Source organism: Corynebacterium glyciniphilum AJ 3170, assembly GCF_000626675.1.
Lineage (GTDB): Bacteria > Actinomycetota > Actinomycetes > Mycobacteriales > Mycobacteriaceae > Corynebacterium > Corynebacterium glyciniphilum.
On the sequence record NZ_CP006842.1, the window covers coordinates 1902148 to 1921954 of the forward strand.

At 65.5% G+C, this 19807-nt stretch carries 20 protein-coding genes; 14 read left to right on the plus strand and 6 right to left on the minus strand.

Translation table 11 applies throughout. The annotated features are described in order from the left end of the window. Position 1: 1 nt before the first annotated feature. Both CGLY_RS08955 and CGLY_RS08960 read right to left on the minus strand, forming a co-directional pair. Positions 2 to 685 (minus strand): LuxR C-terminal-related transcriptional regulator, encoded by a 684-nt coding sequence (locus CGLY_RS08955; protein WP_038548709.1) that lies wholly within the window; start codon positions 683 to 685, stop codon positions 2 to 4. Further along, the gene (locus CGLY_RS08960) at positions 685 to 1917 is read right to left on the minus strand and encodes a sensor histidine kinase (protein WP_052539952.1); all 1233 of its coding nucleotides are present in this window, start codon (positions 1915 to 1917) and stop codon (positions 685 to 687) included. The genes CGLY_RS08955 and CGLY_RS08960 overlap by 1 nt, the downstream gene beginning before the upstream one ends. Positions 1918 to 2005: 88 nt before the next feature. On the opposite strand from CGLY_RS08960, the gene CGLY_RS08965 reads away from it, so the two are divergent. Then, positions 2006 to 2749, plus strand: coding sequence for a GAP family protein (locus CGLY_RS08965; RefSeq protein ID WP_038548712.1), 744 nt, complete (start codon positions 2006 to 2008; stop codon positions 2747 to 2749). A gap of 17 nt (positions 2750 to 2766) precedes the next feature. On the opposite strand, the gene CGLY_RS08970 is transcribed toward CGLY_RS08965, so the two are convergent. Next, complete coding sequence (locus tag CGLY_RS08970; RefSeq protein WP_038548727.1) at positions 2767 to 3816, minus strand: alpha/beta fold hydrolase; 1050 nt, start codon at positions 3814 to 3816, stop codon at positions 2767 to 2769. Positions 3817 to 3939: 123 nt separating this feature from the next. Here CGLY_RS08970 and CGLY_RS08975 point away from each other — a divergent pair, with 123 nt between their 5' ends. From CGLY_RS08975 to CGLY_RS08990, 4 genes are read left to right on the plus strand one after another with little or no spacing between them, the layout of a single operon-like run. Next, entirely contained in the window at positions 3940 to 5736 is a 1797-nt protein-coding gene (locus CGLY_RS08975) for a penicillin-binding transpeptidase domain-containing protein (protein WP_052539954.1), read from the plus strand. A gap of 20 nt (positions 5737 to 5756) precedes the next feature. Beyond that, entirely contained in the window at positions 5757 to 6233 is a 477-nt protein-coding gene (locus tag CGLY_RS08980; RefSeq protein ID WP_227590228.1) for an META domain-containing protein, read from the plus strand. After that, positions 6233 to 6709 (plus strand): META domain-containing protein, encoded by a 477-nt coding sequence (locus tag CGLY_RS16755; protein WP_052539956.1) that lies wholly within the window; start codon positions 6233 to 6235, stop codon positions 6707 to 6709. The genes CGLY_RS08980 and CGLY_RS16755 overlap by 1 nt, the downstream gene beginning before the upstream one ends. 7 nt (positions 6710 to 6716) lie before the next feature. Next, a complete protein-coding gene (locus CGLY_RS08990) occupies positions 6717 to 7562 on the plus strand; it encodes a Cof-type HAD-IIB family hydrolase (RefSeq protein WP_038548733.1) in 846 nt (281 codons plus the stop codon). Here the strand turns inward: CGLY_RS08990 and CGLY_RS08995 are convergent. Then, positions 7525 to 8970 carry an aminotransferase-like domain-containing protein gene (locus CGLY_RS08995; protein ID WP_038548736.1) on the minus strand — a complete coding sequence of 482 codons (1446 nt, stop codon included), beginning with the start codon at positions 8968 to 8970 and terminating at the stop codon, positions 7525 to 7527. The genes CGLY_RS08990 and CGLY_RS08995 overlap by 38 nt on opposite strands. Here CGLY_RS08995 and CGLY_RS17770 point away from each other — a divergent pair. The 3 genes from CGLY_RS17770 to CGLY_RS09005 are packed head-to-tail and all read left to right on the plus strand — an operon-like array spanning position 8969 to position 11174. Then, positions 8969 to 9592 carry an EamA family transporter gene (locus CGLY_RS17770; RefSeq protein WP_227590229.1) on the plus strand — a complete coding sequence of 208 codons (624 nt, stop codon included), beginning with the start codon at positions 8969 to 8971 and terminating at the stop codon, positions 9590 to 9592. The two genes, CGLY_RS08995 and CGLY_RS17770, sit on opposite strands and share 2 nt — an antisense overlap. Continuing rightward, a complete protein-coding gene (locus CGLY_RS17775) occupies positions 9526 to 9933 on the plus strand; it encodes a DMT family transporter (RefSeq protein ID WP_227590444.1) in 408 nt (135 codons plus the stop codon). Before CGLY_RS17770 ends, CGLY_RS17775 begins: the two co-directional genes overlap by 67 nt. Then, on the plus strand, positions 9930 to 11174 hold the full coding sequence (locus tag CGLY_RS09005) for a pyridoxal phosphate-dependent aminotransferase (RefSeq protein WP_038548739.1): 1245 nt from the start codon (positions 9930 to 9932) through the stop codon (positions 11172 to 11174). Before CGLY_RS17775 ends, CGLY_RS09005 begins: the two co-directional genes overlap by 4 nt. Before the next feature lie 22 nt (positions 11175 to 11196). Here the strand turns inward: CGLY_RS09005 and CGLY_RS09010 are convergent, their stop codons facing one another. Beyond that, on the minus strand, positions 11197 to 12171 hold the full coding sequence (locus CGLY_RS09010) for a GlxA family transcriptional regulator (protein ID WP_038548742.1): 975 nt from the start codon (positions 12169 to 12171) through the stop codon (positions 11197 to 11199). A 53-nt stretch (positions 12172 to 12224) separates the two neighbouring features. On the opposite strand from CGLY_RS09010, the gene CGLY_RS09015 reads away from it, so the two are divergent. From CGLY_RS09015 to CGLY_RS09040, 6 genes are all read left to right on the plus strand, one after another. Beyond that, positions 12225 to 12683, plus strand: coding sequence for a nuclear transport factor 2 family protein (locus CGLY_RS09015; RefSeq protein WP_038548745.1), 459 nt, complete (start codon positions 12225 to 12227; stop codon positions 12681 to 12683). After that, positions 12677 to 13336 (plus strand): DJ-1/PfpI family protein, encoded by a 660-nt coding sequence (locus CGLY_RS09020; RefSeq protein WP_052539958.1) that lies wholly within the window; start codon positions 12677 to 12679, stop codon positions 13334 to 13336. Before CGLY_RS09015 ends, CGLY_RS09020 begins: the two co-directional genes overlap by 7 nt. A 179-nt stretch (positions 13337 to 13515) precedes the next feature. Beyond that, positions 13516 to 14319 (plus strand): bifunctional hydroxymethylpyrimidine kinase/phosphomethylpyrimidine kinase, encoded by an 804-nt coding sequence (gene thiD / locus CGLY_RS09025; protein ID WP_038548748.1) that lies wholly within the window; start codon positions 13516 to 13518, stop codon positions 14317 to 14319. Further along, positions 14316 to 15374 carry an FUSC family protein gene (locus CGLY_RS09030; RefSeq protein ID WP_227590230.1) on the plus strand — a complete coding sequence of 353 codons (1059 nt, stop codon included), beginning with the start codon at positions 14316 to 14318 and terminating at the stop codon, positions 15372 to 15374. The genes thiD and CGLY_RS09030 overlap by 4 nt, the downstream gene beginning before the upstream one ends. Before the next feature lie 250 nt (positions 15375 to 15624). Next, positions 15625 to 17511, plus strand: coding sequence for a BCCT family transporter (locus CGLY_RS09035; RefSeq protein ID WP_081804051.1), 1887 nt, complete (start codon positions 15625 to 15627; stop codon positions 17509 to 17511). A 41-nt stretch (positions 17512 to 17552) separates the two neighbouring features. Continuing rightward, complete coding sequence (locus tag CGLY_RS09040; RefSeq protein ID WP_038548751.1) at positions 17553 to 18062, plus strand: phosphoribosyltransferase; 510 nt, start codon at positions 17553 to 17555, stop codon at positions 18060 to 18062. Between the two features lie 21 nt (positions 18063 to 18083). Here CGLY_RS09040 and CGLY_RS09045 read toward each other — a convergent pair whose 3' ends face one another. Beyond that, positions 18084 to 19775, minus strand: a complete 1692-nt coding sequence (locus CGLY_RS09045) for an FAD-binding dehydrogenase (protein WP_038548754.1) — start codon at positions 19773 to 19775, stop codon at positions 18084 to 18086. Positions 19776 to 19807 lie beyond the last annotated feature (32 nt).

Consider the following 19807-nt stretch of genomic DNA (forward strand, 5'->3'; position numbering starts at 1 on the left):
CTCACTGTACCCGGTGTTCCCGGTGCCACAGGGCTGCCTGGAGCCGCGAGACCGCACCGATCTTGGCGAACAGGTTCCCCAGGTGGGTTTTCACCGTGGTTTCGCTGATGTGTAGTTCTGCTGCGATCTGGTTGTTGGACAGTCCGGCGGCTACCAGGCCCAGGACCTCTTCTTCCCTACCTGTCAGGTGAACGCTCTCGGAGTCCGACCCGTGATCGGTCCTGGTACCCCTGCTGTGAACGGACTCTGCGCGTTCCGCGCGCTGCCGGAGGGCGGTGAGCACAGCGGTGGTGGTCTCGTTGGATAACGCGGCGTCTCCCTGCGCCACGGAACGGATTGCGGCAAGGATATTGGCCGGACGTTCCGTCTTCACCAGGTACCCGTCGGCGCCTGCGCCGATGGCGTCGAGAACATCTCCGTCGAGCCCGAAGGCGGAGATCACCAGGACCCGGCACCCGGCGGAGCATAAGGCAGGGGTGATCTCGATTCCGCTGGCACCGGGCATCCGCACGTCAGTCAGGACGACGTCCGGACGTGCCCGGATCGCGACGTCGACCGTGGACGGGCCGTCGTCTGCTTCCCCGACCACGGACATGTCAGGAGCAGAAGCAACCAGGGTGAGGATCCCTGCCCGGAAGGCCGCCTGGTCGTCGGCAACGACGACTCTGATCGGTGCACTGGGCATTACCGGTCCCCGTCCCCGGTCGCGTGCAACGGCAGGCGTGCACGGACCCGCCAGGTGTCGGGGACAGACCCGGTTTCTCCGTGTGTCCCTGCCACTACCGTGCCTCCGAGCGCACGCGCACGGTTGTCCATGGCCCGTAATCCGAGAGTGGTGGTCTCCGCCGTCGCTGTCGGCCTCGGGGGCAGACAGCGGTTCCGGCAGTCCAGTTCCACGTGGCCGGAGTGGACGGTCACGCGCAGGGAACGTGGTGAGGCTCCGTGCCGTACGGCGTTGGTGACTGCCTCCGCGCCGATATGCAGTAGTACGGTACGGATGCTGGTCGGCACGATTGCGGGGTCGTCGACCTGCGGGTCAGTCTCGACGACAGCCTCCTCCCCCAGACGCTGCCGGAAGATCTCCCAGTTGAGCGTCGGCACCATGGATGACGCCTGCTGCCCCGCCGCGGTGCCGGGGCCCGCCAGCACCCCGATCACCTCCCGTAAGTCACCCAATGCCGCCTCCGCGCTGTCCCTGGCGGTTTCGAGGGACCGCGCCCGGGCGACAGGTTCATCCAGTTCCAGAGCCAGACTCGTGTGCAGCGAGACTGCGGTCAGGTGCCCTGCCACCACGTCGTGCAGGTCCTGGGCGATCTGCAGCCGGTCCAACTCCACTTCGCGGGCGGCGCGTTCACCGGCGAGTTCGTGTTCGGTACGGGCGAGTTCTTCGGCCGCCTCCTGGGCCACCTTGTGGTGTCGTACCTCCCAACCCCAGGCCAACGGGGTGAACACGGCGACCACAATGATCATCGCTCCGATGACGACCGCGGTCCCCAGAGGAACGGCATCGCCCCAACTCACCAGCATCGCCATCCCCATCACAGCACCGACGACGACCCCCGTGACCGTGGCAGATCGCGCAGATCGGGCGCTGCCCCTCGCCACCGGCGCCCACAGCCCTTCGACGAGAAGGATGTAGGCACTGACCTGGTCGCCGAAGAGGAGTTCCAACAGGCTCACGGGAACAACCACCACAAGGAGCAGTCCAGGATGTGAGGACCGGACGAGGGTGCCCAGCGCACCGACCAGCATCAACACCAGTGAGGCGGCAGCGGGCCACGGCGTCGCGTCGAATACACCGCTGAGGAATGGTTGGTTGGTGACCCCGGACAGGTACAACACGACAACCACGACCGCGTAGAGCAGCGCGGCACGGACGTCACTCCAGCTGATGACGGGAAAACGACCGGTGTCCATGGAAGCAAGGCTAGCAAGGGGCACGGATGTGAAATCTCCTACCGATGGAGGAGATCGCGCGGTCACCTGGCCGGGAATGATGAGAGACATGGATTCTCTCCCAGATTCTGTCAGTTACCTGTCCCTGGCCGTCCTGGCACTCGTCGACTCGACGAGCATCGGAACGCTGGTTGTGCCGCTCCTGCTTCTCGTCATCAGTGGTGGCGCCGGAGGGGCCACCAGGAGAGTCGTCGCGGCGACCTTCTACTATCTGGCAGTCATCGGCGCCTTCTACTGGGCGGTCGGCGTCGCACTCACCGCCGGGGCCCTTCCGCTGCTCGAGCGCTTCGGCGATACTCTGACCTCGTCGGGTGCGATGACGGTGTATGCCGTCCTGGGTGTCCTTCTGGTGGTGTGGTCGTTCCGGATCGACCCGAAAGCTATCCGCAAGCGCGGTGGAGACCCGGAGGCAGGTGCACGCCGGTGGTCGGAGCGTGTCCGCGGGGCGAGCACCAGTTACCGGGCGTTGACCGGACTGGCGCTGGTGGCGGGGCTCGCGGAAGTGGCGACGATGATCCCTTATCTAGCGGCGATCGGCATCATCGTCGACAGTGGCGCCGGCCTCGGACGTTCGGCGGTCATTCTTGTCGCCTACTGTGTCGTCATGGTCGTTCCGGCCGCAGTCCTGGCGGTGGCACGGTTGGTGGGCGGGGCCCGTCTGGACAGTCTGCTCGCCCGTGTCCACGACTGGAGTGTGCGCGGTGCGGCGGGAGCATTCTCGTGGGCAGTGGGCATCGTCGGGGTGGTCATCGTCCTGAACACGGCGCCGACTGCCCTCTCATTTCTCCAGTGACACGATGCGCGGACGCTCTACCGGGAGAACAGGTCGGTGAGGTTCGCGTCGATCTGACTCATGTAGTCCGGGCTGATGTTGAACAGTCCGAGATGTCCCGCGTCGTCGTCGATGACCCGCAGTTCACTGCCGGGGATCAGCTCCTGTTCTGCAGCGCAGTCACGGACCGGGAAGAACAAGTCTTCGCTGACCGGCATCACGAAAGTCGTCGCTGTGACACGGCCGAGAGCTGCGGCAAGGTCGCCGCCGGTGTGCCGGGACACATCGCCTCTCTGCCATTTCCACGCATTGTTCAGCAGAGTGTTCGGATCCATCGACATGAACAGCGGATCCAGGAAGTCCGCCAGCACGGCGTCCGGCGCGTCGAGACCGAGTCCACGCCATGCCTCCTTTTTCCACCACTCGGTAGAGAACCCCATCACGGCCCACAGGTGGGACTGCCGTCGCAGGCCCTCGGAGACGTCAGTGTGGGAGGTGTACTCGCCCCCGGCATAACCGGGATCGGATTCGATGGCCTCGTTGAGGGTCTGGGTGAACAGGAAGTCGTGGGGGGTGTTCTGTGCCGTTCCGGCGATCGCTGCGGCACGGTGAACCCTGTCCGGGAAACGCACGATCCACTCATAGGTCTGCTGGGCCCCCATGGACCCGCCCACGACGGCGAAGAGTTCCTCGATGCCAAACTTCTGATGGAGCAGCCGCTGCTGGGCCACGACGTCGTCGCCGATCCTCACCTTCGGGAATGACGACATCGCGATGGAGTCGTCGGCGGTGTTCCTCGGGGACACGGACATGCCGTTGCCGATCTGATTGACGCAGATGATGAAGTATTCTGCCGGGTCCAGTGCATGACCGGGGCCGATGTACTGCTGGAACCAGGTCCCGTGGGTGCCGGAGTACCAGGTGGGAATGAGGATCGCGTTCGTCTTGTCCTCATTGAGGTGGCCGGCGGTGGCGTAGGCCAGCCAGCAGTCGTCGATCACTCCCCCGTCCTCGAGGTCGAGCCGTCCGATGGACGCTGTCTCGTAGGGACCCTGGGTCTGTGCAGTATAGAAGTCATTCTCGATCATGTCCGGTAGCCTCCTGGAACGGTTGTGGGAAGGCCGATTCTCCGGCACTCCCGTTTGAGATCAAAACTACCCCGTTTTCCGGAACGCTTGCATCCACGTACAAGGGACGGTGAACTTGGGGACATGAGAACACCTGCCCGACGGACCTGCCTGCCCGTTACAGGAGCTCTCCTGTCCACCGCCTTACTGCTCGGCGGGTGTTCGGCGCCGTGGAGCGACTCCTCCACCGACGAGTTCATCGATCTGGTCAACGACGGTGACTGGGCCGGAGCCGCCGCGCACACCGACGATCCGGACACCGCGGAGCACTACCTCGCTGACCTGGACGCTTCCATCGGCGACACTGCTGTGCACCTGGACGTCGACGACGGTGCGACGACAACGACGTGGACCGTCCCCTCCGGTGACGAGGTCACCTCCGACGGGACATTGTCGACGACCGACGGTGACGGTGACCCCGTGGCCTGGGACCCGCGGATCTTCGCCTCCGCCCTGACTCCCGACACAACGGTGTCCTACTCCGACGACCGCACCTACGATCTCCCCGTTCTCGACGCCCGCAACGACACCCAGATGTCCTGGACCCCGGTGACTGTCTTCTCCGCTGCCGGAACCGACGAGATGACACCTGAGCAACAGGCCGCCGCCATTGCCGTGGCGGTACGTCCGGCGATCGAGGACATCGACACCGACGACATCGCCTCGCAGATCACCGAGGCAGGCGACGACGGCACCACGTTGTTCTCGCTGCGCCCCGACGACGCCGAGGACGTCGCGGACGCCCTCGAGGACATCGCCGGAGTGAGCTCACGGGAGGAGGGACGCCTGCTGTCCTCCGACGGAACGTCGTCCCCGGTTGACGCTGACGTGCGTGCGTACTGGGAACAGCGCCTCGACGACACCTCCGGGTGGACGCTGACCACCACCGGCGACGAGGAACAGGGCCTGGAAGGCGAGATTCTGGGACGCGAGGAAGCAGAAAGCTCCGATCCGATCCGGACGACCATGGATATGGGAGTCCAGGCAGCGGCGCAACGCGCCCTGGACGCAGAAGACCGCGCGGCATCCATCGTGGCGATCAACCCCTCCACCGGGGGCCTCGTCGCCTCTGCACAGAATGCCGCAGCGGACAGTCAGGGCACCCCTGCAATGACGGGCCAGTTCCCGCCCGGCTCCACGTTCAAGACGGTGACGACCGCTGCAGCACTCAGCCGGGGAACCGTCAGTCCGGACGAGGAGGTCCAGTGCCCCGCCGAGATCGATGTCGACGGCAGGATCATCCCCAACGACAATGACTTCGACCTGGGGACCGTGCCCATGCACACCGCGTTCGCCGAATCCTGCAACACCACCCAGGCGTTGATATCCCGCGGCCTCGAACCGTCGGATCTGAAGGACACCGCAACCCAGCTGGGACTGGGGGTCGACTTCGATGCACCGGGAATGACGAGTATGACCGGATCCGTTCCGGTCACCGAGCCTGGTGCCGCACGGGTCGAGTCGGCGATCGGACAGGGCGAGGTGCTGGCCTCTCCGTTCGGCCTCGCGCTCATGGAGGCCTCGGTCGCCAATAACGGCACGATGGTCACCCCGTCGGTGATCCAGGGAGAAGAGACGAGCAGCGACCTGGACGGCCGAGCACCCGACGCACTCGATCCGGAGGTCGTTGACGCCCTGCGGTCCATGATGCGGGAAGCAGTGACCTCCGGTACCGCCTCCTCCCTCAACGACGTCGACGGGTTGGGTGGGAAGACCGGCACCGCCGAGATCGGCGACGGCGACGCCCACGGCTGGTTCGTCGGTAGTGTCGGCGACCTCGCATTCTGTGTATTCATCGAAGGTGCCGACTCCTCTGGACCCGCTGTCGAGATGGCGGGCAACTTCCTGCGCGACGGTGCCCTCGACGAGATCACCGGCTAACGCCCCGATAGCCCGTGGCGATGAGACAGATAGCAGAAGCGAGCCTCACCGACCCCACCAAGGAGTGGATCGTCATGACCCTCACCCGAAAAGTTCTCACCGGAGCCGTCGCGGCCCTGGCCGTTGTCGGCCTGGCAGGGACCCCGACCGCTGCCGCGCAACCGGAGATCCCCGGGTCTTCTCTACCGTCTCTGCCGTCTCTGCCTGCAGTCCCCTTCACGGGTACCTGGGTCGACGCCAACCCGACCGGCGGGGCCACGATTACGTTCGACCAGGGCCGGATCTCCGGCACCGATGGATGCAACGGGATTGGTTCGGCCTATACCGTCACCGGCAACGTCGCCGACGTCGACCCCTTCCTCTCCACGATGATGGCCTGCACCGGACCGTGGAGCCAGTGGCTGCAGGGTGTGTCCACCATCCACCACTACGGCGCGGTCCTCGTCGTCCACGGTGACGACGGCGGCGTCCTCGGCGTCCTGCGCCCGGCTGTCTGATGCAGACAGGACGCCCGACCGTCGCCCTCGTCGCAGCCTTTCTCACCGTGGGCCTGGCGGCATGCGGCAGCTCGGACGAGCCTGACGCACCCCCGACGACCACAACGAACCAGACTTCGGAGCCCAGCACTGTGACCGACACCCCGCATGACACCCCGCACGAGTCCCTGGCCGACTTCGCCGGCACCTGGGTGGATCCCGACGGGAAAGGCTACCTCAGCTTCGACGGGGACGGGGGTATCACCGGCAGCGACGCCTGCAACGGCATCACCACCACCTACTCCGTTGACGGCACCACCGCGACGGTGGAGCCTTTTCCCACCACGATGATGGCCTGCGGGGACGGCTGGTCACAGTGGCTGCTCGGGGTCACCTCCGTGGAGCTGGACGACGAGGTCCTCACCGTACTCGGACGCGACGGCGAAGAGCTCGGCACCCTCGTTCCCGGCACAGTTCCCGGCGACGCACCAGAATGACACCAGGATGACGGCGGTCCGACTGATCGCCACTGACCTGGACAACACACTGTTGCGGAGCGACAAGACGGTCAGTGACCGCACGGTCGCCGCGCTCGATGCCGTCCGGGCCGCTGGTGTGCGGATCATTCCTGCCACCGCGCGCAACGTCCGCGGCGTCCACGCCGTCAACGGGCGTACACGATTCTCGGACTGGGCGGTCTGCGGCAACGGTGCCAGCGGCGTGCACCTGGACAGTGGCGAGGTGTTGTTGAACATCGAGGCTGCACCGGACTCCCTGGCCCGGGTGGTCGAAACTGTCCGCAGTCGCGTCCCCGGTGCCTGCTTCGCCGCTGTCCGGGACCTCGGCGCCCGGTTCCTCGCCGAGGACGGGTACGCCGCGCTGGCATCCACAACCGACCACAGCCGCGATCCGGCATCGATGGAGCGCGCAGATACCGGCACGCTTGTGTCAGTGCCTGCAGGAAAACTCGTCTTCCGCCATCCGACGGTCCCCGCTGCGGATCTGTTCGCCGCAGTCTCCGACGAGGTCAGCCAGCTCGGAGGGGTGGAGGTCACGCTGTCGGGCGCCCCGTTTGTGGAGGTGATGGCTGCCGGAGTGTCCAAGGCTGCCGGGCTGGCCCGACTGTGTTCCCACCTGGGAATCGGTGCCCACGAGGTGCTGGCCCTCGGCGACGGGCTGAATGACGTCGACATGCTGCGGTGGGCAGGTCGGGGCGTCGCCGTGGCCAATGCGGATCCGGCAGTCCTCGCCGCCTCCGACGAGGTCACCGCAAGCGCGGACGATGACGGTGTCGCAGAGGTACTCGAGCAGGTCAGCGGCAGCGCGACAAGACCTCGGCGATCGTCCTGACAGCCGGCTCGAATCGCCCGGGGTCGGGGCCGGCGAAGTTGAGCCGGATGAATTTTCCGGTGGGTTCTGCGGGGAACAGGCCGTCACCGGAGGCGATCATCACCCCGGCGCGTTCACAGTCGACGACCAGACAGCGCAGGTCGGTCGTGTCGGGAAGCCGTACCCACAGGTTGAGGCCCCCGCCGGGCAGCCCGGACAGCACCGCGTCCGGAAGGCGCGTATGGACCGCGTCGGCCAGCAAGTCGCGGCGGGAGCGCAACTGGCCCCGGAGCGACGCCCGGTGTGTCCGCCAGGCCGGTTGACTGACGACATCCAGGGCCGCGGCCTGAAGCAGGGGGCTGACGTACATTGCCGAGGCTGCGACGTTGGCGCGGATCCGCTCGCCGACAGGTCCTCGGGCGATGACGGTGCCCACGCGTAACGCCGGGGAGACGCTCTTGGTCAGCGAGCGCAGGTAGATCACCCTCCCTGCATCGTCCTGGGCCGCCATTGGCGCCTGCTCGGGATGGTCGGTCATACCGAAATCGTGTGCCCAGTCGTCTTCGATGAGGAAGGCACCGTGTCGCTCAAGGACCTCGATGATCTCGCCTCGGCGTGTTGGTGACCAGGTGATTCCGGTGGGGTTGGCGTAGCGCGGTTGGGCATAGAAGGCGCGGGCACCGGTACGCGCGAATGTTCTGTCGAGTTCGACGGGGTCCGGCCCGTCGTCACTACCCACCGCCGGAACCAGTTGGACCCCGGATTCCCCGGCGGCGAGGATTGCGCCCCAGTAGGTGGGTGACTCGATGACGACAGGGGCGCCGGGAGCAGCGACGGCCCGGAAGATCGCCGCGAGACCGGATTGCGTCCCCGGCAGGACAGTGACATCGGCAGCGGCGGCGGGCGTTGTCCCTGCGGGGGTGTGTTGACCGAGTTCATGGGCGAACCACTGACGCAGTTCGGGTACCCCGGCACGTGGGGCTGCAGCGACCGCTGCGTCGCTACGGGCGGCACGGGCCAGAGCCTGCCGCACGATTTTCTCCGGCAGCAGCCGCCGGTCGGGGTAACCGTTGTGCAGACTGACGGCGTCTTCGGGCGTGGGGCGCAGTGGTCCGTCCTCACTGCCACCGGAGGCAGCTGTCGTCGCTCCGACAGAGGTGGCGGCACCGAGCGCACCGGCCTGCCAGGAGTAGTCGGCGGGGTGGAGTCGACGACCGGTCGGCCCCGCAGCGATGAAGGTGCCGACACCGGGTCGTGTTTCGACCAGACCTTCGGCGGTGAGGGTGCGCAGTGCCGACTGGACGGTACCGGGCCCGATCCCGTGGTCGCGGACGAGCGTCCGGGTGGCGGGAAGTTTAGTTCCGGGCGCACGCCCCTCGATCCACTGGCGGAGTTCCGTCACAAGGTGCGCACTGCTACTCTGAGACATGAAAGATCATAGTAGCGCTACCGTCGAGAACGGTCCACCGATACTGCCCCCGGGCCTGTGGTGGGGAGCGCTCGGTGTCCTTGCCTTCTCCTTGACCGTCCCCCTTACCCGGGTCGCCGTCACCGGAGGGCTCTCCCCGGTGTTCACGGGCACCGGGCGGGCTGTCGTCGCCGGGGCACTCGCCGGCATCGTGCTCCTCGTCACCGGTCGCTATCGACGACGTCCCCGCGCCCCGCAGTGGTTGCGACTGGGCCTGGTGACCGGCGGCGTGGTGATCGGATTCCCTGTATGCACCTCACTTGCGCTCCAGGACGTCCCTGCCACCCACGGTGCCGTGGCCATCGCAGCCCTCCCTGCAGCGACCGCTGCTGTCACAGTCCTGCGTACGAAAGAACGCGCCGGCGTCAGATTCTGGTGCGCCGCTGCCCTGGGCACAGTCGCGGCCACCACTGCCGGCGTCCTGCACAGTGGCGGAACCGGAGGGGTCTCCACGCCGCAGACCTCCTTCTCCTCGCCGCCGTCGCCACCGGCGCTGTCGGCTACGCGGAAGGAGGGCTGCTCTCCCGGGACCTCGGCTCCTGGCAGACCATCTGCTGGGCCCTGGTGCTCGGGCTACCGGTGATGACGGTCCTCTCCGTGGCAAGCGCGCCTGACTCCTGGGCAGCCTGGTGGGCGGTGGACACCGACTCCTGGGCCGCGTTCGGCTACCTCAGCCTGGTGAGCATGTTCCTGGGGTTCTTCGCCTGGTACCGCGGTCTCGCTCTCGGCCCCATGCTCCAGGTCAGTCAGGTCCAGCTGGTTCAACCACTGCTGAGCATCGCCTGGGCCGCGCTGCTGCTGAGGGAACACGTCACCCTTCCCACCCTGCTCAGTGGTCTACTCGTCATCGTCTGCGCGGCAACGGCTGTCCGCGCACGTAACACACCATCCCGATCCCACCCCGACATGAAGGGACAATCATGAACCACATCCGGAAGACCGTCCGCCAGTCATCGAAACTCCGTAACGTCCTCTACGAGATCCGCGGCCCTGTCGCCGCCCGTGCCGCAGAGATGGAGCGCTCCGGAACCGACATTCTCAAGCTCAACATCGGGAACCCGCAGCCGTTCGGTTTCACCGCTCCCCCGCAGATCACCGCGGAGATGTCTCGGACCCTCCCGGTTTCCCACGGATACTCGGACTCCCACGGCGTCCCCGCCGCCCTGGACGCGGTCATCGCCCGGTACAGCACGGTCGCCGGCTTCCCCACGCTGCGCCGGGAGGACGTCTACCTCGGCAACGGCGTCAGCGAACTGATCACCATGACCTGCCAGGCCCTCGTCGACAACGGCGACGAGATCCTCATTCCCGCACCCGACTACCCGCTGTGGACCGCGATGGTGACCCTTGCCGGCGGCACCCCCGTCCACTACACGTGCGAGGAGAACGACGGGTGGAACCCCGACCTTGCGGACATGGAGGCACGCATCACCGGGCGTACCACGGCGATCGTGGTGATCAACCCGAACAACCCCACCGGTGCGGTCTACCCACGGCACATCCTGGAGGGCATCGCTGACATCGCCCGGCGGCACTCACTGACGCTGCTGGTCGACGAGATCTACGACGAGATCACCTACGACGGAACAGCCCACACCCACCTTGCCGCGGTCGCCCCGGATGTGCTGGCACTGTCGTACTCCGGCCTGTCGAAGAGCAGTCGCCTGGCCGGCTACCGGGCCGGGTGGATGGTGGTCACCGGGCCGAAGGACCACGCAGCGGATTTCCTGCACGGCATGGAACTGATGGCATCAACACGCCTGTGTCCTAATGTCCCCGGACAGCACGCGGTGGTGGCTGCGCTTGGTGGCAGCGGATGTGGCGCCGACCGCTCCATTGCAGACCTCACCGGACCTGAGGGGCGGCTCGCCCGTCAGCGGGACGTCGTCGACACCGCGCTGAACAGGATGGACGGGGTGAGCTGCGTGACTCCGCGTGGCGCGCTGTACGCCTTCCCCCGCCTGGATCCGGGAGTCCACGACATCCGCGACGACGAGAGACTGGTCATGGACCTGCTGGAACGTGAGCACATTCTGCTGGTCCACGGCACCGGCTTCAACTGGCCGACCCCGGACCACCTGCGCATCGTCCTCCTACCGGAGGAGAAGGTGCTCGCCACAGCGATGGAGAGGATGGGGAACTTCCTGTCGGGTTACCGGCAGTAGGTGGGACGGTCCGTGGCCTTCCTCACGGCGTCCGCCGGAAACTCCGGCGGTACGCCGTGGGGGTGACCCCTACCTGACCCAGCACATGTCGACGCATGTTCGTCGCTGTGCCAAGTCCGGTCCGTCGGGCAATAGCATCGACCGTGAGGTCGCTGACCTCGAGGAGCCGCCGGGCCTCTGTCACCCGTTGACGGTTAAGCCATGCGGCCGGCGGTTCCCCGAACTCCGCGGTGAACCGTCGCTGAAAATGTCGTAACGACATTCCGGCCCGGTCGGCACACTCAGCCACAGTCAACGGTTCAGCCATGTGCTCGGTCATCCACTGGACCACCGGTGACATACCGACGCCCGGTTTCGGGGTCGGGTGCTCAATGAACTGCGCCTGGCCGCCAGTCCGATGAGGTGCCACCACCATCCGTCGTGCGATACGCGCGGCGACGTCCTCTCCCATGTCACGCCGCACCAGGTGCAGACAGAGGTCGATTCCGGCAGCGACACCGGCGCTGGTCGCGATATCACCATGGTCGATGTACAAGACACCGGGGTGGACGCTGACCGCAGGGTACCTGCACCGCAGCTCCTCCGTGCGACACCAGTGTGTAGTCGCCGACCGACCGTCGAGTAACCCCGCGGCAGCAAGCGCGAATGCCCCGGTGCAGATCGAGACGACTCGGACGCCATCCTCGACGGCATAACGCAACAGGTCGAGCACTCGACCTGTTGCCGGATCAGTAACGTCGAGGCGACTGTTGAACCCCGGAACAATCACGGTGTCCGCCTGCAGGATCGCCTCTGGGCCCACTACACCCCCGACGGTGAAGCCGGTGGAAGTAGACACATCCCCTGGAGCAGCCCCGACGACCGTGGCCTGGTATTCATCTTCGTCCCGGAACCCGAAGATCTGCGCTGCAGTCGACAGATCGAAAGCGACTACCTCAGGAAGGGCCAGGATGACGACCTGATGGGCACAACGGGGCTGGCGCGAATTGTTCGACACAGGTCATTTATGCCACTCGACTGCGGCGAAGTCCACGCCGTAGCGTGAACCGTATGACAGTCGAGACAAAAGGGCTGGTGAGGCCCCCGCTCCCTCCTTTCACCCGAGAAAATGCAGTCGCCAAGGTACAGGCCGCTGAAGACGCATGGAACTCCCGTGATCCGGAGCGTGTGGCACTCGCCTACACACCTGATACCAACTGGCGAAACCGCAGTGAAAACATCGTTGGCCGTGACGCGGTCGTTCGTTTTCTCACCGAAAAATGGAACCGGGAACTGGCCTACAGACTCCGTAAGAACCTCTGGGCGTTCGACGACAACAGAATCGCCGTGAGGTTCCAGTACGAGTGGCACGACGTCCACGGTCAGTGGTGGCGGTCGTACGGTAACGAATTGTGGGAGTTCGACGCTCATGGCCTGATGCGGCGCCGCGAGGCCAGCATCAACGATCTCGCCATCGTCGAATCCGACTTGCACGTCACCCCCGGCAAAGGGGACATACCGACATGGTGAATACATCGGATCCTCAGGACACCCGGACAGTAACCGTGCTCCTCTACGACGACTTCGAAGTTCTCGACGTTTTCGGTCCCGTAGAGCTCTTCGCGCATGTACCCGGTTGGTCAGTCCAGTACGCCGGACCAACCAGACGGGACACGGTGCGCAGCGCCCAGGGGGCAGAAGTGACCAGCGATGTTAGCTACTCGGACCTACGGGACCGGGTCGGTGGCACCGACATCGTGTTGGTTCCTGGTGGGCCTGGTAGCCGTACATTGATCAGTGACGCGGGTTTTCTTTCTGATGTCGCCACCATATGCCGACGGGCCTCGGTGGTCACCTCAGTGTGCACGGGCTCCGCCGTCCTCGCCGCCGCTGGGGTCCTGGATGGGCGTCGGGCGACCTCAAACAAGAAGTCCTGGTCGTGGGCAACATCCCAGGGCCGGGGGGTGACCTGGGTCCCGCAAGCGCGGTGGGTCGTCGATGACAGTGCCCGTGTACCGATATGGACGTCCTCGGGCGTCGCTGCAGGGATGGACATGGCACACGCACTAGTCACGGAGCTGACAGGTCCGTCCGTTGCGGATGACATCGCCGATAACATCGAGTTGGAGGTCCACCGGGACTCGCGATGGGATCCTTTCGCCTCTGTGCACGGCTGTACGTGAGGCGGCCCCTGATTTCTATCCATCTTATCCACGTGATCTACGGAGACCTGTGACCTCTTTGTCACGGGTTCATGCAACACTGATCGAACAGGACATCATCCATTCCCCAGTTGGTTCAGCGCCACATTCCCTGCTACCTGTCACATACGCGGTCACGGACCTGTCCTAACATTGTCGGTATGAACACTCCCCCCATCGCATTCGTCATCGCAGGCTCCGAGGCCACCGGCGGCGCCGGCATCCAGGTCGACCTGAAAACCTTCCAGCAGCTGGGCGTCTACGGTGTCGGTGCGCTGAGCTGCATTGTCGCCTTCGACCCGAACAACAGCTGGGGTCACCGCTTCCACCCGGTGGATCCCGACATCATCGCCGAGCAGTTCGAGGCCGCCCTGGCCACCCATTCGGTCGAGTCGATGGACACCGCCAAGGTCGGCATGCTCGGAACCCCTCAGACCATCGACACCGTGGCCGAGAAGCTCGCCGATCGCAGCTGGAGGAACCTCGTGGTCGACCCCGTGCTGATCTGCAAGGGGCAGGAGCCCGGCGCGGCGTTGGACACCGACAACGCATTGCGGGAGAAGATCCTTCCGTTGGCCACGGTAGTGACGCCGAATGTCTTCGAGTCCCAGACCCTGTCCGGCATGGAGAGCATCGAGACCGTCGAGGATCTTGAGGAGGCCGCGAAACGCATCGGTGAGCACGTCCCCTATGTCCTGGCCAAGGGTGGAGTCGAGCTTCCCGGCGACGACGCCGTGGACGTGCTGTGGGACGGCGAGAAGATCACCCGCTTCAGCGCCCCGAAGATCGGGGAGCAGCGGGTCTCCGGCGCCGGTTGCACCGTCGCCGCCGCGCTGACCGCCGAGCTGGCCAAGGGGACGGACATCGTCGAAGCCGTCCAGCGTGCCAAGGACCTGGTCACCCGCGGCATCGAGCATCGGGTCACCGCCAACACCCCCTTCGACACCGTGTGGCAGGGAGCTTGAGCCACTCACTGCGGCCGTCTCGCTCCTCAGTCAGCGCCACCGCCCGCAGCATGCTCACTCTCGGGCCGGCACAGGCGGACCTGGTGCCGGCGGTCCGTGTGGCGCTGTCGTTGGCGGTACCGGTCGTCGTACTCCTGCTCGCCGACCGGATCGAGTGGTCGCTGTTCGCTTCGTTCGGGGCCTTCACCTCGATCTACGGGCGCTACGCCCCCACCCGCATCCGCCTCCGTCACCAGGCCCTCATCGGTGTCATACTCACCGTGTGCGTGGCACTCGGAGCAGTGATCGCCCAACTGGCCGTGAACTGGACGGACATGACACATGCCGTCGTCACCGTACTGGCAGGTTCCCTCGTCGCCGCCGTGACAGCGACGGTGATCATGGTGCGCGACCTGAAACCGTCTGGCGCCGTGTTCACCGTCTTCGCCACCACCGCGGTCGCGTCCGCACCCGTCACCGCGTCCCCGTGGACCGCGCTGGCGATCGCTGCAGGGTCAGCGTCGTGGTGCATCCTGTTGAGCTGGCTGTCCCGGTGGACCGGAGAAGCGAATACCGGGATCGACGTTCCCTCGCCACCGTCCTTCCCTCGTGTCGAGAAAATCCGGCAGTTCAGCCGTTACGGTACGGCCGCACTGCTCGGCGGTACGGTGGCATCCCTCACCGGTATCGCCTCGCCCTACTGGGCACAGGTCGCCGCAGTCGTGCCACTGTCAGCACCGCGGCACCGCCAGCAGGTCGAGCGGGGGCTGCACCGGATCGTCGGCACGGTACTCGGCGTCGGCGTCGCCGCCTTCCTGCTGTCGTTCCCCAGCCAGCCGTGGCAGATCGTCGTCTGGGTGGTGGTGATGCAGTTCCTCGCCGAACTGTTCGTCCTGCGGAACTACTCGCTGGCCCTCGTCTTCATTACTCCCCTGGCGCTGCTCATGGTGTTCCTCGCCCACCCACAGCCCGTCGGCACGCTGCTGGGGGCCCGCATCGCTGAAACCGTGATCGGGTCGGCAGTCGGCATCGCCGTGGTCCTGTTCTCCGTGGCGATCGCCCGTCGTAAACGCTAGGAGAACCCCCCTCCCACCGAGCCCTTCCACTTTTCCGGTGAACGTCCCGTAACATGACCCGGCGAACTGACACCTACCCCTCGCCTGGCACCGATGTTCCGGTCACTTCAGAACGGGACACCCACCAGGCGGAGAACGGAATGACTCCGTGCCGGAATCCCCGGAACCCACGTCGCCCGACGGGTATACGCCCGTCGCCGACTCCCCCACCCCGCCCGCTGCGGCAGAGGCGGGACGTTACCCGGACGACATGCATCCCGGGCTCGTCCCCGGCATCAGCGTCGACGACCAGCGCAACCGCTTCGGGCTGGACAAGGCCGTTTTCTTCATTACCGCGGCCCTCATCCTCTCGTTCATCGCCTGGGGAATCAGCAGCCCGACATCTGTGTCCAACGTGTCGTCGACAATGTTCGCCTGGGCGATCAAGAATGTCGGCTGGCTGCTCAATGTAGTGATGGTCTCTGCCGTCGTCCTGATGCTCTACCTTGCCTTCTCCCGGTTCGGGAGGATCAAACTCGGTACTGACGATGAAGAACCGGAGTTCTCCCGGTTCGCCTGGATCGCCATGATGTTCGGTGCCGGCCTCGGCGTGGGCATCTTCTTCTTCGGTCCCTCCGAGCCGTTGACTTATTACATGGACCCGCCGCCGCACACCACTGACCCGGAGACCCCGGAAGCCCTGCACCGTGGCCTGGCGCAGGCACACTTCCACTGGGGCCTGGCGATCTGGGGGCTCTACGCGATGGTCGGCGGCGCCCTGGCGTACAGCTCCTACCGGCGTGGACGGGTCTCACTGTTCAGCTCGGCGTTCCGCTCCCTCTTCGGAGAGCGCCAGACGACAGGACTCGCCGGACGGCTGGTCGACATGATGGCGATCATCGCGACCCTCTTCGGAACCGCAGCCACCCTGGGACTGTCTGCGTTGCAGATCAGTGAGGGGATCCAGATCGTCTCGGGCGCCTCCCGCATCACCAACACGGTGTTGATCATGATCATCGCCGTGCTGACCCTGTGTTTCATCATCAGTGCCGTATCGGGTGTCGCTCGTGGCATCCGGTACCTCTCTAACATCAACATCAGCCTGACACTCGGTCTGGTGCTGTTCACCTTCATCCTCGGACCGACGCTGTTCCTGCTGAACCTGGTGCCCTCGGGCATCATGGCCTACGCCGACAACATGCTCGACATGATGGGACGTTCACTGTCCTGGGGCGATGACACGCTGGAATTCCAGTCGGTGTGGACGGCGTTCTACTGGGCCTGGTGGATCGCATGGACACCGTTCGTCGGACTGTTCATCGCCCGCATTTCCCGTGGCCGGACCATCCGCGAATTCGCGCTGGTGACCACACTGGCACCGACGTTCATCCTGATCCTCGCTTTCACCATCTTCGGCGGTACAGCCATCAGCTTCTTCCAGGACGGGCGGGAGGGGATGAACGGCGAGTCTTCCCCCGAGCAGGTGTTGTTCGCCATGTTCGACAATCTTCCGCTGAGTTCGATCACCCCGTTCATCATCATCTTCGTTCTGGCGATCTTCTTCATCACCTCCGCGGACTCCGCGTCGCTGGTGATGGGCACACTCTCGGAGCGGGGGAATCCCGCACCCAACAAGCTGGTCGTGGTGTTCTGGGGTCTGTGCATGATGGGAATCGCCGTAGTCATGCTGCTCACCGGTGGGGAGACTGCCTTGACGGGCCTGCAGAACCTGACGATTCTCATCGCCATACCTTTCTCCGTGGTGCTCATCGGGCTGGCGGTGGCCTTCGTGAAGGACCTCTCGACCGACCCCGCCGCTATCCGGCGTGACTACGCTCGCTCCGCCATCCAGAATGCGGTCGTCAAGGGAATGCAGGAACACGGGGACGACTTCGAGTTTTCCGTTGCACGGACCGAGGACGGTGCCGGCGCGGGTGCCCACTTCGACTCCACCGCGGACAAGATCACCGACTGGTACCGTCGCACCGACGAGGACGGCAACGACGTCGGCTACGACTACGGGTCCGGGGAATGGGCCGACGGGTGGACACCGGAGGACGGGTACTCCACCAGTTCCACCCGCGCTGGACGCGTCGACGACGTCGGCGACGAGGATGCGGACGGAGATCCGACGACCCCGGAGCGTAACCGGGACTAGCCTGTCAGGTCCGTATGCCGCACACGATACGATGAGAAGCTATGAGCCCCACGAGCACTGAACGCGAGATCCTCACCTACGACCTCTTCGGCGCCGCCATCAAGGAGCTGGCGCAGACGGTCGTGGACGATTACAAGCCCGACCTGATCCTCTCGATCGCCCGTGGCGGGCTTCTCATCGGCGGGGCCCTGGGCTACGCGATGGGTATCAAGAACGTCTCCGTGATCAACGTGGAGTTCTACACCGGGGTCGGTGAGACCCTCGACCAGCCGGTGATGCTTCCCCCGACCCCCGAGGCCGTCGACCTGTCCGGCATGAAGGTCCTCATCGCCGACGACGTCGCCGATTCCGGCAAGACCCTGGAACTCGTCCAGGAGTACTGTGCGGAGACCGTCGCGGAAGCACGTACCGCGGTGATCTACGAGAAGTCCCGCTCGATCATCAAGCCGGACTACGTGTGGAAGAAGACCGACCAATGGATTGACTTCCCCTGGTCGGATTTCCCGGTCATCACACCGACCGGAACCCCCACTGGCGGCGAGGCTTCCTAGCCTCTGCCTCCCAGCTGGCTGCTAACTGCCCGCGGCGACGGCACCCAGTGCTTCGCCAACGCGCTTGCCGCTGTGGATACAGCCGCCGAGGAACGTGCCCTCCAAGGCGTTCTTTCCGTGCATGCCGCCTCCCCCGAAACCGGCTACTTCGCCGGCGGCGTACAACCCCGGCAGGACCGTGCCGTCCGACCGCAGACACCGTCCCGACAGGTCGGTCTCGATGCCACCGAGGGTCTTGCGTGTCACGATCCGCAGCCGTACGGCGATCAGCGGGCCGTGGGCGGGGTCGAGGATCTTGTGGGGTTTCGCGGCTCGCACGATCTTGTCACCGAGGAACTTCCGTGCCGTCCCCAGGTAATTGACCTGGGCGTCCTTGGAGAACTTGTTGTCGAGCTGACTGTCGCGGTCCTCAATCTGATCACGGAGTTCCTCCGGGTCGACCACCGGTGCGGCGTCGTCCGTCAGGCCGTTCATCCCCTCCACGAGCGACTCCAGGTCATCGGCGATGACCCAGTCCTCGCCGTGATCCATGAAGTTACGCACCGCGACATGCGTGCCGGGCCCGACCTTGCCGACCAGCTTAAGCAGGGACTTGTCGGTAAGATCAGGATTCTGCTCGGAGCCTGAGAAGATGAACTCCTTGTCGGCGATGGTCTTGTCGAGCACGAACCAGCTGTAGCAGTGTCCGGTGCGTCCGATGTGCTCCAACGAAGCGAGGTTGTCGGAGCCGGGGAAGATATTGGTGGGCAGTCGACGTCCTGCTGCATCGAACCACAGTGTGCTGGGGCCGGGAATGATGCGGATCCCGTGACCGGGCCAGATCGGATCCCAGTTGGCCATCCCCTCGGTGTAGTGCCACATCCGGTCGGTGTTGACCGTCGTCGCCCCAGCGTCGGTCGAGATGCCGATCATCCGGCCGTCGACATGCGCCGGCACCCCTACCACGAGGTCGGTGGGGCACTCTCCCCACCGCTCCGTCGGCCAGGAACGCCGCACCAGGTCCAGGTTACCGCCGATGCCGCCGGAGGTGACCGCCACTGCGGCACCCCGGTACTCGAAGGTGTCCACCACGTCACGGGGTGAGGCGACGCCCCGCCCCAGGTCGTCGCACGGGGCCAGGATGCTGCCACGCACGCCGACCACCGCTCCGTCCTCGACGATCAGTTCATCGACCCGGTGGCGGAAGGCGAACCGTACGGTACCCCTCCGCTCCGCATCGAGCAGGGGTTCCCTGAAGACCCGGACGACCTCCGGCCCGGTGCCCCAGGTGAGGTGGAACCGTGGCACCGAATTGCCGTGCCCGGAGGCGTTCCCGCTGCCTCGTTCCGCCCACCCCACCGTAGGCAGGACGTTCAGTCCGAGGGCACGCAGGTAATCGCGTTTCTCCGTCGCCGCGAAGTGGACGTAGGCCCGCCCCCATTGGCGTGGCCAGTGGTCATTGTCGGACATGTCGTAGTCCGCAGAGTTCCGCCAGTCTCGCCAAGCCAGGTCCTCGGAGTCGTGGATACCCATGAGTTTCTGCTCGGGGCTGCCGACGTAGAAGAGTCCACCGAGAGACCAGTACGCCTGGCCTCCGAGGTTGGCACGATTCTCCTGGTCGAGAACGACCACCTCCCGTCCTGCCTTCTCCGCCTCGTAGGCGGCGACGAGGCCGGCAAGGCCGGCGCCGACGATGATCACGGTACTGTCTGTGCTTCCTCGGTTCTCTCCCATACAAAAGGAGTCTAAGTGTTGCGGCCCAGGCG

Coding starts and splice junctions, on each gene's coding strand:
- CGLY_RS17770 (WP_227590229.1), top strand. CDS start 8,969: ATGAAAGATCATAGTAGCGCTACCGTCGAGAACGGTCCACCGATACTG.
- CGLY_RS08970 (WP_038548727.1), bottom strand. CDS start 3,816: ATGATCGAGAATGACTTCTATACTGCACAGACCCAGGGTCCCTACGAG.
- CGLY_RS09005 (WP_038548739.1), top strand. CDS start 9,930: ATGAACCACATCCGGAAGACCGTCCGCCAGTCATCGAAACTCCGTAAC.
- CGLY_RS08990 (WP_038548733.1), top strand. CDS start 6,717: ATGACGGCGGTCCGACTGATCGCCACTGACCTGGACAACACACTGTTG.
- CGLY_RS09045 (WP_038548754.1), bottom strand. CDS start 19,775: ATGGGAGAGAACCGAGGAAGCACAGACAGTACCGTGATCATCGTCGGC.
- CGLY_RS09020 (WP_052539958.1), top strand. CDS start 12,677: ATGGTGAATACATCGGATCCTCAGGACACCCGGACAGTAACCGTGCTC.
- CGLY_RS08975 (WP_052539954.1), top strand. CDS start 3,940: ATGAGAACACCTGCCCGACGGACCTGCCTGCCCGTTACAGGAGCTCTC.
- CGLY_RS08980 (WP_227590228.1), top strand. CDS start 5,757: ATGAGACAGATAGCAGAAGCGAGCCTCACCGACCCCACCAAGGAGTGG.
- CGLY_RS08965 (WP_038548712.1), top strand. CDS start 2,006: ATGGATTCTCTCCCAGATTCTGTCAGTTACCTGTCCCTGGCCGTCCTG.
- CGLY_RS08960 (WP_052539952.1), bottom strand. CDS start 1,917: ATGGACACCGGTCGTTTTCCCGTCATCAGCTGGAGTGACGTCCGTGCC.
- CGLY_RS09015 (WP_038548745.1), top strand. CDS start 12,225: ATGACAGTCGAGACAAAAGGGCTGGTGAGGCCCCCGCTCCCTCCTTTC.
- CGLY_RS08995 (WP_038548736.1), bottom strand. CDS start 8,970: ATGTCTCAGAGTAGCAGTGCGCACCTTGTGACGGAACTCCGCCAGTGG.
- CGLY_RS16755 (WP_052539956.1), top strand. CDS start 6,233: ATGCAGACAGGACGCCCGACCGTCGCCCTCGTCGCAGCCTTTCTCACC.
- CGLY_RS09035 (WP_081804051.1), top strand. CDS start 15,625: ATGCATCCCGGGCTCGTCCCCGGCATCAGCGTCGACGACCAGCGCAAC.
- thiD (WP_038548748.1), top strand. CDS start 13,516: ATGAACACTCCCCCCATCGCATTCGTCATCGCAGGCTCCGAGGCCACC.
- CGLY_RS08955 (WP_038548709.1), bottom strand. CDS start 685: ATGCCCAGTGCACCGATCAGAGTCGTCGTTGCCGACGACCAGGCGGCC.
- CGLY_RS09040 (WP_038548751.1), top strand. CDS start 17,553: ATGAGCCCCACGAGCACTGAACGCGAGATCCTCACCTACGACCTCTTC.